Below are 15,428 nucleotides of genomic sequence, written 5' to 3' on the forward strand. Positions count from 1 at the left end.
TTCTATTCGCAAGCATCTCCACCGCAAAGGGGCCTACCGATGAGTGCCAGTTATGAGCTTCACGGCGATGTTGCCGTCATCACCCTGAACAATCCTCCCGTCAACGGCCTGGGCTACGACACCCGCAAGGGCATCACCGACGGTCTGCAGCAGGCCCAGGACGACCCGGCCGTGCGAGCCATCGTGATCACCGGCGCAGGCAAGGCCTTCAGTGGTGGCGCCGACATCCGGGAATTCGGTTCGCCCAAGGCCGTGCAGGAGCCCAATCTGCTCAGTGTGATCAAGATGGCCGAGAACTGCGACAAGCCCGTCGTGGCGGCCATCCACAGCGTGTGCATGGGCGGCGGGCTCGAACTGGCGCTGGGCTGCCACTATCGCGTGGCGGCCCCAGGCACCCAGGTGGCTCTGCCCGAGGTGAAGATCGGGCTGGTGCCCGGCGCCGGGGGCACCCAGCGCCTGCCGCGCGTGATCGGTGTCGAGAATGCACTCAACATGATCGTCAGCGGTGACGCCGTCAAGAGCGAGGTGCTTGCCGGCATTCCCGGCCAGAAGCTCTTCGACCGTCTCATTGAAGGCGACCTGCTGGCCGGTGCGCTGGCCTTCGCGCGCGAAGTGGCCGACAAGCGCCCGCTGCCCCGCGTGCGCGATCTGAAGGCCGAGCATGCCCAGGGCCCGGGCTACTTCCAGTTCGCCCGCAACACGGTCAAGGCGATGGCACGCCACTTCCCGGCACCGGTCAAGTGCGTGGATTGCGTGGAGGCAGCCACCACCCAACGCTTCGACGAGGGCTTGGCCTTCGAGCGCGAGCAGTTCCTCAACCTGATGCTCACGCCGGAGTGTGCCGCGCTGCGCCACGCCTTCTTCGCCGAGCGGGCGGCCAGCAAGATTCCCGATGTGCCCGAGGACACCCCCACCCGCGAGATCCGCAAGGTGGCCGTGATCGGCGCCGGCACGATGGGTGGCGGCATCAGCATGAACTTCCTCAATGCCGGCATCCCGGTGGTCATCCTGGAGATGAAGCAGGAGGCGCTGGATCGGGGCGTGGGAGTGATGCGCCAGAACTATGAGTCTCAGGTCAAGAAGGGCAAGCTCAAGCAGGACAAGTACGAGCAGCGCATGGCTTTGCTGTCCACCACGCTGAGCTATGACGACATCCGCGACGCCGACCTCGTCATCGAGGCCGTGTTCGAGGACATCGGCGTCAAGGAGCAGGTGTTCAGGAAGCTCGACGAGGTGATGAAGCCCGGTGCCATCCTCGCGTCCAACACCTCGACGCTGGACCTCAACAAGATCGCTTCGTTCACGAACCGGCCGGCCGACGTGATCGGCATGCACTTCTTCAGCCCGGCCAACGTCATGAAGCTGCTGGAGGTGATCCGCGGCGACAAGACCGGCAAGGACGTGCTGGCCACCGTGATGAAGCTGGCCAAGGTGATCAAGAAGACGGCGGTCGTCTCCGGCGTGTGCGACGGCTTCATCGGCAACCGCATGATCGAGCAGTACAGCCGCCAGGCAGGCTTCCTGCTGGAAGAAGGCTGCACACCCGAGCAGGTGGACAAGGCCATCGAACGCTTCGGCTTTGCGATGGGCCCGTTCCGTATGGGTGATCTCGCCGGCAATGACGTGGGCTGGTACATCCGCAAGCGCCGCTACGTCGAAAAGCCGCACATGCGCTACAGCAAGACGGCCGACCTGCTGTGCGAGATGGGGCGCTTCGGGCAGAAGACTGGCGCCGGCTGGTACGACTACAAGCCGGGCAAGCGTGAGGCCATTCCGTCGCCGGTGGTCCTCGAGATGATCGAGAAGCACCGCGCCGAGCTGGGCATCACTCCACGCAAGATCAGCGACGAGGAAATCGTCGAGCGCCTGGTCTTTGCGCTGGTCAACGAAGGTGCTCGCATTCTCGAGGAGGGCATCGCCCTGAGGGCCTCGGACATCGACATGGTCTACCTCACCGGCTACGGCTTTCCGTTGTTCCGCGGCGGCCCGATGCGCTATGCCGACAGTGTGGGCCTGTTCAACGTGGTGCAGTCGATGAAGCGCTTTGCGAAGAACCCCCACGACGATGCGCAGTTCTGGCAGCCCGCCCCGCTGTTGGCGCGTCTGGCTGCTGAAGGCAAGACCTTCAACTGAGCCTGCCCGCACCCTTACAAGCCATCCGAGGAATTGCCATGACCGATGCAGTGATCGTTTCCACCGCCCGCACGCCGCTGGCCAAGAGCTGGAAGGGCGCCTTCAACATGACCCACGGCGCAACCCTGGGCGGCCATGCGGTGAAGGCCGCCGTCGAACGTGCGGGCATCGACCCAGCCGAAGTCGATGACGTGCTGATGGGCTGTGCCACGCCCGAGGGAGCCACTGGCAGCAACATCGCCCGCCAGATCGCGCTGCGCGCCGGCCTGCCCGTCACCACCAGCGGTGTCACCGTCAACCGCTTCTGTTCCAGCGGCCTGCAGACGATTGCGATGGCGGCCCAGCGCATCATCGCCGGCGAGGGCGATGTCTACGTAGCCGGTGGCGTCGAGAGCATCTCCTGCGTTCAGAACGAGGCCAACACGCACATGCTTCGCGAGAACTGGCTGATGCAGCACAAGCCCGAGATCTACTGGAGCATGCTGCAGACGGCCGAGCAGGTGGCCAAGCGCTACAAGATCCCGCGCGAGCGCATGGACGAGTACGGCGCCGCCAGCCAGCAGAAGGCCTGCGCGGCCCAAGAGGCCGGCAGGTTCCGCGACGAGATCGTGCCCATCACCGTGACCGCCGGCGTGGCCGACCCGGTGATGGGCCTGCGCACCAAGGAAGTCACCGTCAGTGCCGACGAAGGCCTGCGCCCGGGCACCACCTACGAGGCCGTGGCCGGGATTCGCCCGGCGCTGCCCGGCGGCGTCATCGCGGCTGGCAATGCCAGCCAGTTCTCCGACGGCGCAGGCGCTTGCGTGGTGATGAGCGCCAAGCTGGCCGAGCAGCGCGGGCTCCAACCGCTGGGTCGCTTCCTCGGCTTCGCGGTGGCCGGCTGCGAGCCCGATGAAATGGGCATCGGCCCGGTCTTTGCGGTGCCCAAGGTGCTCAAGCGCCTGGGACTGAAGATGGACGACATCGACCTGTGGGAGCTCAACGAGGCTTTCGCGGTGCAGGTGCTGTACTGCGCCGACACCCTGGGTATCCCCATGGACCGCCTGAACGTCAACGGTGGCGCCATCGCCTTGGGCCACCCGTATGGGGTGAGCGGCCAGCGCCTGACCGGCCACGCGCTCATCGAGGGCAAGCGCCGCGGTGCCAAGAAGGTGTGCATCACGATGTGCATCGGTGGTGGCATGGGGGCAGCCGGCGTGTTCGAGGTGCTCTGAGTCCGCAAAAAAGGGGGCGGCCATGACCATGCGAGCCACGCTCGACTTCCTGCTGCATGACTGGATCGATGCAGCCTCGTTGACCGCCAGGCCTCGCTTTGCCGACCACAGCCGCGAGACCTTCGATTCGGTACTGGACACGTGCGAGCGCATCGCCCGCGAGAAGTTCGCCCCGTACAACCGGCTGGCCGACACCGAGGAGCCTCGTTTCGACGGTGAGCGGGTCCACCTCCCGCAGGCCACGCATGATGCCGCGCGGGCCTATGCCGAATCGGGCATGCTCGCTTGCGCCCAGGACTACGAGATCGGCGGCATGCAGTTGCCCTGCGTGGTCGAGATGGCGGCCAACAGCTTCTTCTCGATGTCCAGCGTCTCGATGGGGGCCTATGCGATGCTCACCAGCGGCAATGCCAGCCTGCTGATGGCCCATGGCTCGCCCACGCAGAAGGCCGTCTTCGCGCGCAACGAGTTTGCCGGGCGTTGGTTTGGCACCATGTGTCTGAGCGAGCCTCAGGCCGGCTCCAGCCTGTCGGACATCGCCACCCGCGCGGTGCCCGATGGTCCGGACTTCCAGGACGATCCGCTGGGACCGCGTTACCGGCTCAAGGGCCACAAAATGTGGATCTCAGGCGGCGAGCACGAGATCACCGAGAACATCATCCATCTGGTGCTGGCCAAGATCCCCGGCCCCGATGGAAAGCTCGTTCCCGGCGTCAAGGGTATCTCGTTGTTCATCGTGCCCAAGCGGCTGGTCGATGCCGAGGGGCGACTCACCGGCGAACGCAACGACGTGGCGCTGGCGGGCCTGAACCACAAATGCGGCTACCGTGGCACCACCAACACGCTGCTCAACTTCGGCGAAGGACGTTTCCCGGTGCGTGGCGGTGCCGGTGCGATCGGCTACCTCGTCGGCGAGCCCGGGCGGGGTCTGGCCTGCATGTTCCACATGATGAACGAGGCCCGCATCGGGGTGGGCCTGGGCGCCACGATGCTCGGCTATGCGGGCTTCCTCGCCTCGCTGGACTATGCGCGCCAGCGTACGCAGGGCCGACCGGTGGGGCCAACCGGCAAGGACCCGGCTTCGCCCCCCGTGCCCATCATCGAGCATGCCGATGTGAAGCGCATGCTGCTGGCCCAGAAAGCCTACTGCGAAGGCGCACTGGCCCTGGCGCTGTACTGTGCCCGACTGGTGGACGAACAGCACACCGGCGAGAGCACGGCAGCCGACGAGGCAAGGTTATTGCTGGAAGTGCTCACGCCGATCGCCAAGAGCTGGCCCAGCGAGTGGTGCCTGGAAGCCAACAGCCTGGCCATCCAGGTGCTGGGCGGCTATGGTTACACGCGCGACTTCCCGGTGGAGCAGTACTGGCGTGACAACCGCCTCAACATGATCCACGAGGGCACCCACGGCATCCAGGGCCTGGACCTGCTGGGCCGCAAGGTGCTGATGGACGACGGGCGGGGGCTGAAGCTGCTGGGCCAGCGCATGCAGGCCAGCATCACCGCTGCCGGCGCCCTCCCGCCACTGACCGAGCCCGCCCAGGCGCTCGGTCAGGCGCTGGCGCGTCTGGGCGCGGCCACGCGCGCGGCCTGGGCGGGCGCTCAGCCCGACGAGGCCCTCGCCAATGCCACACCCTACCTGCAGGCCTTCGGACACGTCGTGCTGGCCTGGATCTGGCTGGACGTTGCGCGCTGTGCCCTGGTCTGCCGGGACCGGCTCGCTCCTGACTTTGTCGACGGCAAGCTCGCGGCGGCCCGCTATTTCTACCGCTACGAGCTGCCCCGCATCGAAGCCTGGCTGGGCGTGGTCGCCTCGCGCGACCGCACCTGCCTGGACCTGTCGCCACAGGCGCTGTGATGCGGCCGGGGCAGGTCGAGGCAGCCGCCTGGCTGCTCATCTACGGGGGATTGTTGGCAGCGGTGCTGGGGTGGTTCGTGTCCGATCGTGCCTGGGCCCTGGGGCTTGGGTTTATGCTGGCAGGCGCGGCGTGTGCGGTGGCCGGCGGGGTGCTGGTGTTCGTGCGTGCCCGGATGAAAGGCCCTTCCCAGGAGAACGAACCATGATCCGACACATCGTCATGTGGCGACTGCACGATCCGGCCGATGCCCCGAAGTTCAAGGACCTGCTGGACTCATGCAAGTCCGTCGTGCCCGGCATCCTGGAATGGGAGGTCGGCGTCCGCACCCCTCGGCTGGAGGCGTCGATGGATGTGGTGCTTGTCTCGGGTTTCGTCGATCAGGCGGCGCTGGACGCCTATCAGAATCACCCGCACCACAAGGCCGTCGGGGCGCAGCTTGCCGGGCTGCGTGCCGAGCGCGTGGTGCTCGACTATCCCAGCCTGGCGCCAGGCCTGGCCGATGTCGACCTGGCACAAGACCTGTCCTTTGCACCTACCGCGCCCGGCGCCCTCTGATCCCGCCTCCTTGCGCGAAAACCCCGAGTTGAGAACCCTTCCATCATGAGCGTGTCATCCCTGTTCGACCTCAGCGGCCGTGTGGCCCTCGTCACCGGCGGCTCCCGCGGTCTGGGCCTGCAGATTGCCGAGGCACTCGGCGAAGCCGGTGCCAAGATCATGCTCAGCGCCCGCAAGGCCCCTGAGCTCGAGGAGGCCGTCGCCCACCTGCAAGACCGCGGCATCGACGCCCGCTGGATCGCCGCGGACGGTGCCAAGGAGAGCGACATCCAACGCCTGGTCGACGAAACCCTGCAGCGACTCGGTCCGGTCGATGTGCTGGTCAACAATGCCGGGGCCACCTGGGGCGCGCCGGCGGAGGACCATCCGATCGAGGCCTGGGACAAGGTGATGAACCTGAACATCCGCGGGGTCTTCCTGCTCACCCAGGCCATCGGCAAGCGCTGCATGATCCCTCGCCGGCAAGGCCGCATCATCAACATCGCCTCGATCGCCGGGCTGGGCGGGCACCTGCCCACGATCATGAGCACCATTGCCTACAACACCAGCAAGGGAGCCGTGATCAACTTCACCCGGGCGCTGGCCTGCGAATGGGGGCGCTACGGCATCACGGTCAACGCCATCGCGCCGGGCTTTTTCCCCAGCAAGATGACACGCGGCACGCTCGAAGCCGTGGGGGCGGACACGCTGGCGGCCCACGCGCCATTGCAGCGCCTGGGCGACGACGAGGATCTCAAGGGCGCGGCGCTGCTGTTCGCCACGCGCGCGGGCAAGCACATCACCGGCCAGATCCTCGCGGTCGACGGCGGCGTCTCGGCACTGACGGGAGGTTGAGCCGGGCCATGCAGTTTCCCGTCCGCATCCCCTTCGTCGAGGCCCTGGGCTTCGAACTCGTACGCATGGCCGACGGGCAGGCCGAGATCGGCTTTGCCTTGCGCGACGAGCACTGCAATTCCTTTCACGTGGCCCACGGTGGCGCCCTGATGACCCTGCTGGACGTGGTAATGGCCCATGCGGCACGCAGCGTCAACGATCCGGCGGCCCACTACGGCCCCGGTGTGGTCACCATCGAGATGAAGACCAGTTTCCTGCGCCCCGGCGAGGGCCGCCTGCGCGCCGTGGGCACACTGCAGCACCGTACCGCCACGTTGGCGTTCTGCGAAGGCAGCGTCTATCGTGAAGACGGGACGCTGGCGGCCCACGCCACCGGCACGTTCAAATACGTCAGAGCCCTGCCCACGGGCGCGCGTGAGGTCAAGCCTTTGCAGCGCCGCCTGGATGGGGACGGCTCCGACTGAAACCCCTGCGAGGAAGCCTCCATGACCGTCAATCGCCAGATCCTGCTGGTGTCGCGCCCCCAGGGCGAGCCCAGCATCGACAACTTCCGCCTCGTCGAGGCGCCCCTGCCGGCACCCGGCGCGCTGGCCGAGGGGCAGGTGCTGGTGCGGCACCACTATCTGTCGCTGGACCCGTACATGCGCGGACGCATGAGCGAGGGCAAGAGCTATGCCCAGCCCCAGCCGTTGAACGAAGTGATGATCGGCGGCACCGTCGGTGAGGTGGTGGCCTCGCGGCATCCGCAGTATGCGGCGGGTGACAAGGTCGTTGGCATGGGGGGCTGGCAGGAGTACGCCGTCGTCGATGCCACGCGGCCCGGCGTGCTGCGCAAGGTCGACACCACCCACATCCCGCTGTCGGCCTACCTGGGCGCCGTGGGCATGCCCGGCGTGACCGCCTGGTACGGCCTGATGAAGATCTGCGAACCGCGCGCCGGCCAGACCATCACCGTCAGCGCGGCCAGCGGCGCCGTGGGCAGTGCCGTGGGCCAGCTCGCCAAGAGCCGCGGATGTCGCGTGGTCGGCTTTGCCGGCGGGCCCGACAAGTGCCGATACGTGGTGGAAGAGCTGGGCTTCGATGCCTGCATCGACTACCGCCGCCATCCCACGCTGGAGTCCTTGCATGCCGCCTTGCGCGAGGCCACGCCAAACGGCATCGATGGGCACTTCGAGAACGTCGGCGGCATGGTGCTCGACGCGGTGCTGCTGCAGATGAACGCTTTTGGCCGCATCGCCGTGTGCGGCATGATCGCCGGCTACAACGGCGAACCCATCCCGCTGCGGCATCCGCAGATGATCCTCACCTCGCGATTGCGCGTGGAAGGCTTCATCGTCAGCGAGCACATGGAGGTCTGGCCCGAGGCGCTCAAGGAGCTCGGCACCCTGGTGGCCAGCGGCCGGCTGAAGTACCGCGAGAGCATCGCCCAGGGCTTGGAGAGCGCCCCCGAGGCCTTCATCGGCCTACTCAAGGGGCGTAACTTCGGCAAGCAGTTGGTCCGGCTCGTCTGAGGACGATCCGTTTCATCCGCGAGGGGCACGCCATGGACGACATGACCCTCACCCACGAGGTCGTCAACCAGAGCTCCCCACTGGTTGACGTCAACCTCTTCGACGGCAACCTACCGCTGCGCGAGGGGCTGGCCGTGCACCTGCCGGCCGGGGCTCTGGCCGGTGCCGAAGACCGGCTCAGGGCGCTGGGCGCTGTGGCCGGTTCGGCCGCGATGCAGGCGCATGCCCGCTGGGCCAATGTGCATGGGCCCGTTCTGCGCACGCACGACCGTCAGGGGCGTCGCATCGACGAGGTCGAGTTCCACCCCAGCTACCACACGCTGATGAGCACGGCCATCGCTCATGGCCTGCATGCCAGGCCGTGGGCGCTGGGCCCTGGTGCCCACGTCGAGCGCGCCGCCGGCTTCATGCTCTTCACCGAGCTCGAGCCCTCGGTGCTGTGTCCTGTGTCGATGACCTATGCCGCCACACCCGCGCTGCGCGGCAACCCGGCCGTGCTGGCCGACTGGTTCCCCCGCCTGACCAGCACCGAGTACGACCCGCGCCTGGTGGTCTTGCGCGACAAGACCGGCGTGACCATGGGCATGGGCATGACCGAAAAGCAGGGGGGATCGGACGTGCGGGCCAACACCACCCGTGCCAGCTTCGAGTCCGACACCCCCTGGGGACGCTGCTACCGGCTCGTGGGCCACAAATGGTTCTTCTCGGCACCCATGTGCGACGCCTTCCTGGTGTTGGCCCAGGCCGAGGCGGGCCTGAGCTGCTTCTTCCTGCCCCGCGTGCTGCCCGACGGCCGGCGCAACGCCTTGCGCATCCAGCGCCTGAAAGACAAGCTGGGCAACAAGGCCAACGCCAGCTCCGAAGTCGAGTTCACCGGGGCGCAAGCCTGGCTGGTGGGCGAAGAGGGGCGCGGCGTGCCGCAGATCCTCGAGATGGGCACGCTCACCCGGCTGGACTGCGCCCTGGGCACCACCGGCCTGATGCGCCAGGCGCTTTCGCTGGCCTTGCACCACGCGCGCCAGCGCCAAGCCTTTGGCCGGCCGCTGGTGCAGCACGCCCTGATGCGCAATGTGCTTGCCGACCTTGCGCTGGAGAGCGAGGTCGCCACGGCCCTGAGCCTGCGGCTGGCACGAGCCTTCGACCGCCAGGACGACCCCTTCGAGGCCTTGATGCGCCGTGTGCTCACCCCGGTGGCCAAGTTCTGGATCTGCAAGCGCGGCAGCGGCTTTGCCCAGGAGACCATGGAGTGCCTGGGCGGCAACGGCTATGTGGAAGAGGGGGGTGAGGGCGTGATGGCGCGCATCTACCGCGAGATGCCGCTCAACTCCATCTGGGAAGGCGCCGGCAACATCATGGCGCTGGACCTGCTGCGCGTGCTGCAGCGCGCCGGCCCGGATGTGGCCGCTGCGGTCGCCGCCGAACTCGAGCCGCTGGCCGGCGTGAGCCCGGTGTGCGACGCGGCCCGAGCGCGCGTGCTCGACCGGCTGCAAGGCGTGGTGGACGAGCACGAAGCCCGCCGGCTCGCGCAGAACCTGGCCCTGGCCGTGCAGGCCGCCTTGCTGCGCCGCCATGCCCCGGACTTCGTCTTCGAAGCCTTCGTCGCCGCCCGGCTGGACGGCTCGCCGGGCCTGAGCTACGGCTGCCTGCCGGCTCGCGCCGATTTCGAACACCTGCTGCAGCGTGCGGCACCCGCATGACCCTTTCCCCCACATTCTCAGGAGACAGCATGAAGGAACTCAAAGGCAAGACGGCGGTGCTCACCGGCGCGGCCTCCGGCTTCGGCCTCGAACTGGCCCGTCTGGCGGCACACGAGGGCATGAACGTCGTGATGGCCGACGTGCAGCCCGATGCACTGGAACTGGCTGCCGCCGAGGTGCAGGCCCTGGGGGCCCCGGTGCTGGCCCACCGCGTGGACGTCTCCCGGGCCGAGCAGGTCGAGGCGCTCGCGGCCGCCACCTTCGAGCGCTTCGGCCCCCCGCATCTCGTGTTCAACAACGCGGGAGTGGGCGCCGGTGGTCTGATCTGGGAGCATTCCGTGCAAGACTGGGAATGGGTGCTCGGGGTGAACCTGATGGGTGTGGCCCATGGCGTGCGGGTTTTCACGCCGATGATGCTGCAGGCCGCGCGCGCCGATGCCACCTACGAGGGCCACATCGTCAACACCGCCTCCATGGCGGGCCTGCTCAACGCACCCAACATGGGGGTCTACAACGTCAGCAAGCACGCGGTGGTCAGCCTGTCCGAAACGCTGTACCAGGACCTTCGCCTCGTCACCGACCAGGTCACAGCCTCGGTGCTGTGTCCGTACTTCGTGCCCACCGGCATCCACCAGTCCGACCGCAACCGCCCGCCGCAGGCCCGCGGCACCCCGCCCACCCCCAGCCAGATGATTGCCCGCGCGATGAGCGAGAAGGCCGTGACCTCGGGCAAGGTCACCGCGGCCGAGGTGGCAGCCAAGGTCCTGGCCGCCGTGCGCGCGCGGCAGTTCTACATCTACAGCCACCCGCAGGCGCTGGGCATGGTGCAAAAGCGTCTCGAGGACGTCATGCTCGCACGCAATCCCAGCGATCCTTTCGGAGCGCGCCCGGAGATCGGCGACAAGCTGCGTGCTGCACTGCGGGAGGCCATGGGCTGATCTCCGCGAAGCCGTGGCCGAAGCCACAAGGCCGCGGAGTCTGGGCAAGCTGGTAAGCGCAGCTAAGCGCAATTACGTAGGCTTCAATACATTTTTCCGGGCTGTAATCCTGGCTCGGACAACGTTCAGAGCCTAGAACAACACAGGGCGTTGTGTTCTCAACCCGCTTCCTTGGAAACGGCATGAAACACAAAGACCTCCAGGATCTGATCGGCGGCGTCTTGCTCAGTGCGGTCGGACTGTTCTTTGCGCTCTATTCGCAACGCTACGACCTTGGCACGGCCGCCCGGATGGGGCCGGGCTACTTCCCGACGGTGCTGGGCTGGACGCTCACCGTTCTTGGCGTGCTCGTCGCCCTGCCGGCACTCTTTCGCAAAGGACCGCCGGTCAAGATCCAGTTGGGCAACTTTCTTTTCGTCATGGCCGCGCTGCTGCTGTTCGCGTTCAGCTTGCGCTCACTGGGAATGGTCGCGGCCACTTTCCTCGCCTCCTTCGTGGCCAGTCTGGCCGACCGCGACATCACATGGAAGGGCCGAGCCCTGATGAGTGCCGGCGTCACGGTTCTCACAGTGCTGGTCTTCAGCGTGGGACTGAACATGGTCCTGCCGCTATGGTGGTGGAACGCCTGAAGCCAACGGAGAGGGCACCATGGAGATCTTTGCAAACCTCGCGGCAGGCTTCGACGCAGCCGTCGCCCCCGTCACGCTCATGTACTGTTTCATCGGGGTGCTGCTGGGCACCCTGGTGGGCGTCCTTCCGGGCATCGGCGCGCTGGCGACCATCTCGCTGCTGCTGCCCATCACCTACCACATCCCTCCCGGGGCGGCCATCATCATGCTGGCAGGCGTCTATTACGGTGCCTGCTACGGCGGCTCCACGGCCTCTATCCTGCTGAACCTGCCGGGCACACCGTCAGCTGCAGTGGCCTGCCTGGACGGCTATCCCATGTCCAAGCAGGGGCGGGCCGGAGTGGCTCTCTTCATGACGACCATTGCCTCCTTCGTGGGCGCGTTCATCGGCCTGGTGATCCTGGCGCTGTTCACCCCCTCGATTTCCGAACTGGGCCTCAAGTTCGGGCCGGCCGAGTACTTCTCGATGATGCTGCTTGGCCTGATTGCGGCGTCGACACTCGCCTCGGGGTCGCCGGCCAAGGGCATCTCGATGGTGGTGCTGGGCCTGCTGTTGGGCATGGTGGGCACCGACGTGAATTCGGGTGTGCCGCGCTTCGACTTCGACATCCCTGAACTGATGGACGGCATCAACCTCGTGGCGCTGGCCATGGGTGTGTTCGGCGTGTCCGAGGTGATTGCCAGCATCAACAACATCCGTCGTGAGGGCAAAGCCGAGCGCATCACCATGCGCTCCATGATGCCCACCAAGGAAGACTGGAGGCGTTCGATCGCCCCCATGCTGCGCGGCTCGGGCATCGGCAGCTTCTTCGGCGCGCTGCCGGGCACGGGATCCTCGATTGCTTCCTTCATGTCCTACGCCCTGGAGAAGAAGGTGGCCAAGGAGCCCGAGCGTTTCGGAAAAGGAGCCATCGAGGGGGTGACGGCGCCGGAGTCGGCCAACAACGCCGCGGTGCAGACGGCCTTCGTTCCCACGCTGTCGCTGGGTATTCCGGGCGACGCGGTGATGGCCCTCATGCTCGGGGCGCTCATCATCCATGGCATCCAGCCGGGCCCGCTGATGATCACCGAGCAGCCGGTGCTGTACTGGGGCCTGATCGTCAGCTTCATCATCGGCAACATCATGCTGCTCATCCTCAACATCCCGCTGATCGGGGTGTGGGTCAGCATCCTGCGCATTCCCTACCGCGTGCTGTATCCGGCCATCCTGGTCTTCATCAGCCTGGGGGTCTACAGCGTCAACAACAACACCTTCGACATCGTGATGGTGGCCATCATCGGCGCCATTGGCTATGCAATGAGCGTGCTGCGTTTCGAGGCGGCCCCCCTGCTGCTGGGGTTCATCCTGGGGCCCATGATGGAGGAGTACCTGCGGCGAGCCCTGCTGCTGTCGCGCGGCGACCCCATGGTCTTCGTCGAACGTCCGATCAGCGCCACCCTGCTGGCCTGTGGTGTCGGCTTGCTGGTCTGGAGCATCTGGGGCGTGGTCAAGCGCACGGCCCGGGAGCGCGCTGAGGAAGCCGCGGGCACCTCTGCCGCGACCCAGTCCACCTGAGCGTCTGGCGCAACGAGTACCCGTCTGGCCCGCCTTGGCGGGCCGTTCCATTTCGTCCGGTACGCCTATGGCAAACTGCTAGGTTTCCTTTTGCCAGCCTGTACCGACTTGGACAAGATCCTTCAACAGATTGCCGCCGAGCTGAAGGTGCGGCCGTCGCAGGTCCGCGCGGCCGTCGAGCTGCTGGACGGCGGGGCCACGGTGCCCTTCATCGCCCGCTACCGCAAGGAGGCCACCGAGGGCCTTGACGACGCCCAGTTGCGCGAACTCGAGGTGCGACTGGCCTACTTGCGCGAGCTGGAGGAGCGCCGCGCCGCGGTGCTCAAGAGCATTGCCGAGCAGGGCAAGCTCACGCCGCAACTGCAGGCCGCCATCGAGACCGCCCCCACGAAGCAGGAGCTCGAGGACCTGTACCTGCCCTACAAACCCAAGCGACGCACCAAGGGCATGATCGCCCGCGAGGCCGGCCTGGAGCCGCTGGCCGACCGGCTGTTTGCCGACCCCTCGCTGGAGCCGCTGGTCGAGGCGGCCGCCTTCGTCAACCCCGATGCGGGCTTTGCCGATGCCCATGCGGTGCTCGACGGTGTGCGCGACCTGCTGTCCGAGCGCTGGGCCGAGGACGCCGCCTTGGTGGGCAAGCTGCGCGAATGGCTGTGGGAAGAGGGGCTCTTCCAGTCGCGTCTGATGGCTGGCAAGGACGAGAACCATCCGGACGTGGCCAAGTTCCGCGACTATTTCGATTACGAAGAACCGATCCGCACCGTGCCTTCGCACCGAGCGCTGGCCGTCTTCCGCGGGCGCACGCTGGAGATCCTCGACGCCAAGCTGGTGCTCGATGAGGACGTCGTGCCCGGTCAACCCACGCTGGCCGAGGGCCGCATCGCGCGCCACCTGGGCTGGAGTCATGCCCGGCGGCCGAGCGACGACCTCATCCGCAGGACCATCGCCTGGACCTGGAAGGTCAAACTCAGCCTCAGCCTGGAGCGCGACCTGTTTTCGCGCCTGCGCGAGCAGGCCGAGATGGTGGCCATCAAGGTCTTTGCCGAGAACCTGCGCGACTTGCTGCTGGCCGCGCCGGCCGGCAAGCGCGTGGTGATGGGGCTGGACCCGGGCATCCGCACCGGCGTGAAGGTGGCCGTGGTCAATGAAACTGGCAAGGTGGTGGACACCGCCACCGTCTATCCCCACGAACCCCGCAACGACTGGGACGGCGCCATCCACACGCTGGGCCGGCTGTGCGCCACCCATGGGGTGAACCTGATCGCCATCGGCAACGGCACGGCCAGCCGCGAGACCGACAAGCTCGCGGCGGACCTGATCAAGCGCATCCAGCAGATGGCCCCCGGCACCAAGATCGACAAAGTAGTGGTCAGCGAGGCCGGGGCCTCGGTCTATTCGGCCTCGGAGTACGCCAGCAAGGAGTTGCCTGATCTGGACGTGAGCCTGCGCGGCGCGGTGTCCATCGCGCGCCGGGTGCAGGACCCGCTGGCCGAACTGGTGAAGATCGAGCCCAAGAGCATCGGCGTGGGCCAGTACCAGCACGACGTGAACCAGGCCGAGCTGGCACGCAGCCTGAATGCGGTGGTGGAGGACTGCGTGAACTCGGTGGGCGTGGACCTCAACACCGCCTCGGCGCCGCTGCTCTCACGCGTGTCGGGCCTGAGCGCCAGTGTGGCGGCCAGCATCGTGCGTTGGCGCGATACGCACGGCGCCTTCCGCAATCGCCAGCAACTGCTGGAAGTCGCCGGCCTGGGCGCCAAGACCTTCGAGCAGGCCGCGGGCTTCCTGCGCATCCGTGACGGCGACAACCCGCTGGACATGTCCGGCGTGCATCCCGAGACCTACCCCGTCGTGGAGCGGATGCTCCAGCACCTCGGCAAACCCATCCACGACGTGATGGGCCGCGCCGATGTGATCCGCAGCCTCAAGCCCGAAGCCTTCGCCGACGAGAAGTTCGGCGCCATCACGGTCAGGGACATCCTGGGCGAACTGGAAAAGCCCGGCCGCGACCCGCGCCCCGACTTCAAAGTGGCCCGCTTCAACGAGGGGGTCGAGGACATCAAGGACCTGCAGCCCGGCATGGTGCTGGAAGGCACGGTCAGCAATGTCGCTCAGTTCGGTGCCTTCGTCGATCTGGGGGTGCACCAAGACGGCCTGGTGCATGTGAGCCAACTGTCCAGCAAGTTCGTCCAGGACGCCCGCGAGGTGGTCAAGACGGGCGACATCGTCAAGGTGAAGGTGCTGGAGGTGGACCTCACCCGCAAGCGCATCTCGCTGACGATGAAGCTCGATGCGCCCACAGGCGGGCGCGGGGGCAATGACTACCGGGCCCCGGCACGCCAGGAACGCGCAGGCGCCGGCCGCGGCGCCGCTCAGCCCCCGGTTCCATCGGCCATGGCTGCTGCGTTTGCGAAACTGCAGTCCAAGCGCTGAACAGGGCTGGCATTCCTGCCGAGGAAGGTCTATCGTAGGGACGGGTTCACCGTTGTGAAGGAGCCGCATC

The 15,428-nt window shown here is 67.0% G+C and carries 11 protein-coding genes and 1 pseudogene; all 12 read left to right on the forward strand.

Annotated elements, in window-relative coordinates; genetic code table 11:
* Positions 1 to 39 precede the first annotated feature (39 nt).
* Positions 40 to 2,133: a 3-hydroxyacyl-CoA dehydrogenase NAD-binding domain-containing protein gene (locus AC1ECW_RS07160; RefSeq protein WP_481201512.1), complete on the forward strand. Its 2,094-nt coding sequence runs from the start codon at positions 40 to 42 to the stop codon at positions 2,131 to 2,133.
* A gap of 38 nt (positions 2,134 to 2,171) precedes the next feature.
* Positions 2,172 to 3,347 (forward strand): acetyl-CoA C-acyltransferase, encoded by a 1,176-nt coding sequence (locus AC1ECW_RS07165; protein ID WP_409706185.1) that lies wholly within the window; start codon positions 2,172 to 2,174, stop codon positions 3,345 to 3,347.
* Between the two features lie 22 nt (positions 3,348 to 3,369).
* The gene (locus tag AC1ECW_RS07170) at positions 3,370 to 5,205 is read left to right on the forward strand and encodes an acyl-CoA dehydrogenase (RefSeq protein WP_481201513.1); all 1,836 of its coding nucleotides are present in this window, start codon (positions 3,370 to 3,372) and stop codon (positions 5,203 to 5,205) included.
* 202 nt (positions 5,206 to 5,407) lie between these two features.
* A pseudogene (locus tag AC1ECW_RS07175) lies at positions 5,408 to 5,680 on the forward strand (Dabb family protein); the annotation flags it as partial.
* 126 nt (positions 5,681 to 5,806) lie between these two features.
* A complete protein-coding gene (locus tag AC1ECW_RS07180) occupies positions 5,807 to 6,595 on the forward strand; it encodes an SDR family oxidoreductase (protein WP_409706194.1) in 789 nt (262 codons plus the stop codon).
* A gap of 8 nt (positions 6,596 to 6,603) precedes the next feature.
* On the forward strand, positions 6,604 to 7,059 hold the full coding sequence (locus AC1ECW_RS07185) for a PaaI family thioesterase (RefSeq protein ID WP_409706197.1): 456 nt from the start codon (positions 6,604 to 6,606) through the stop codon (positions 7,057 to 7,059).
* 21 nt (positions 7,060 to 7,080) lie between these two features.
* Positions 7,081 to 8,106, forward strand: a complete 1,026-nt coding sequence (locus AC1ECW_RS07190; RefSeq protein ID WP_409706200.1) for an NADP-dependent oxidoreductase — start codon at positions 7,081 to 7,083, stop codon at positions 8,104 to 8,106.
* Between the two features lie 41 nt (positions 8,107 to 8,147).
* A complete protein-coding gene (locus tag AC1ECW_RS07195; protein ID WP_481201582.1) occupies positions 8,148 to 9,803 on the forward strand; it encodes an isovaleryl-CoA dehydrogenase in 1,656 nt (551 codons plus the stop codon).
* A 29-nt stretch (positions 9,804 to 9,832) separates the two neighbouring features.
* Positions 9,833 to 10,741 (forward strand): SDR family oxidoreductase, encoded by a 909-nt coding sequence (locus AC1ECW_RS07200; RefSeq protein ID WP_481201514.1) that lies wholly within the window; start codon positions 9,833 to 9,835, stop codon positions 10,739 to 10,741.
* A 182-nt stretch (positions 10,742 to 10,923) separates the two neighbouring features.
* Positions 10,924 to 11,370, forward strand: a complete 447-nt coding sequence (locus tag AC1ECW_RS07205) for a tripartite tricarboxylate transporter TctB family protein (RefSeq protein ID WP_409706206.1) — start codon at positions 10,924 to 10,926, stop codon at positions 11,368 to 11,370.
* A gap of 19 nt (positions 11,371 to 11,389) precedes the next feature.
* Positions 11,390 to 12,925: a tripartite tricarboxylate transporter permease gene (locus AC1ECW_RS07210; RefSeq protein WP_409706209.1), complete on the forward strand. Its 1,536-nt coding sequence runs from the start codon at positions 11,390 to 11,392 to the stop codon at positions 12,923 to 12,925.
* Between the two features lie 108 nt (positions 12,926 to 13,033).
* Positions 13,034 to 15,358 (forward strand): Tex family protein, encoded by a 2,325-nt coding sequence (locus AC1ECW_RS07215; RefSeq protein ID WP_481201515.1) that lies wholly within the window; start codon positions 13,034 to 13,036, stop codon positions 15,356 to 15,358.
* Positions 15,359 to 15,428: the final 70 nt, after the last annotated feature.

The sequence above is a fragment of the Caldimonas hydrothermalis genome, from assembly GCF_056746695.1.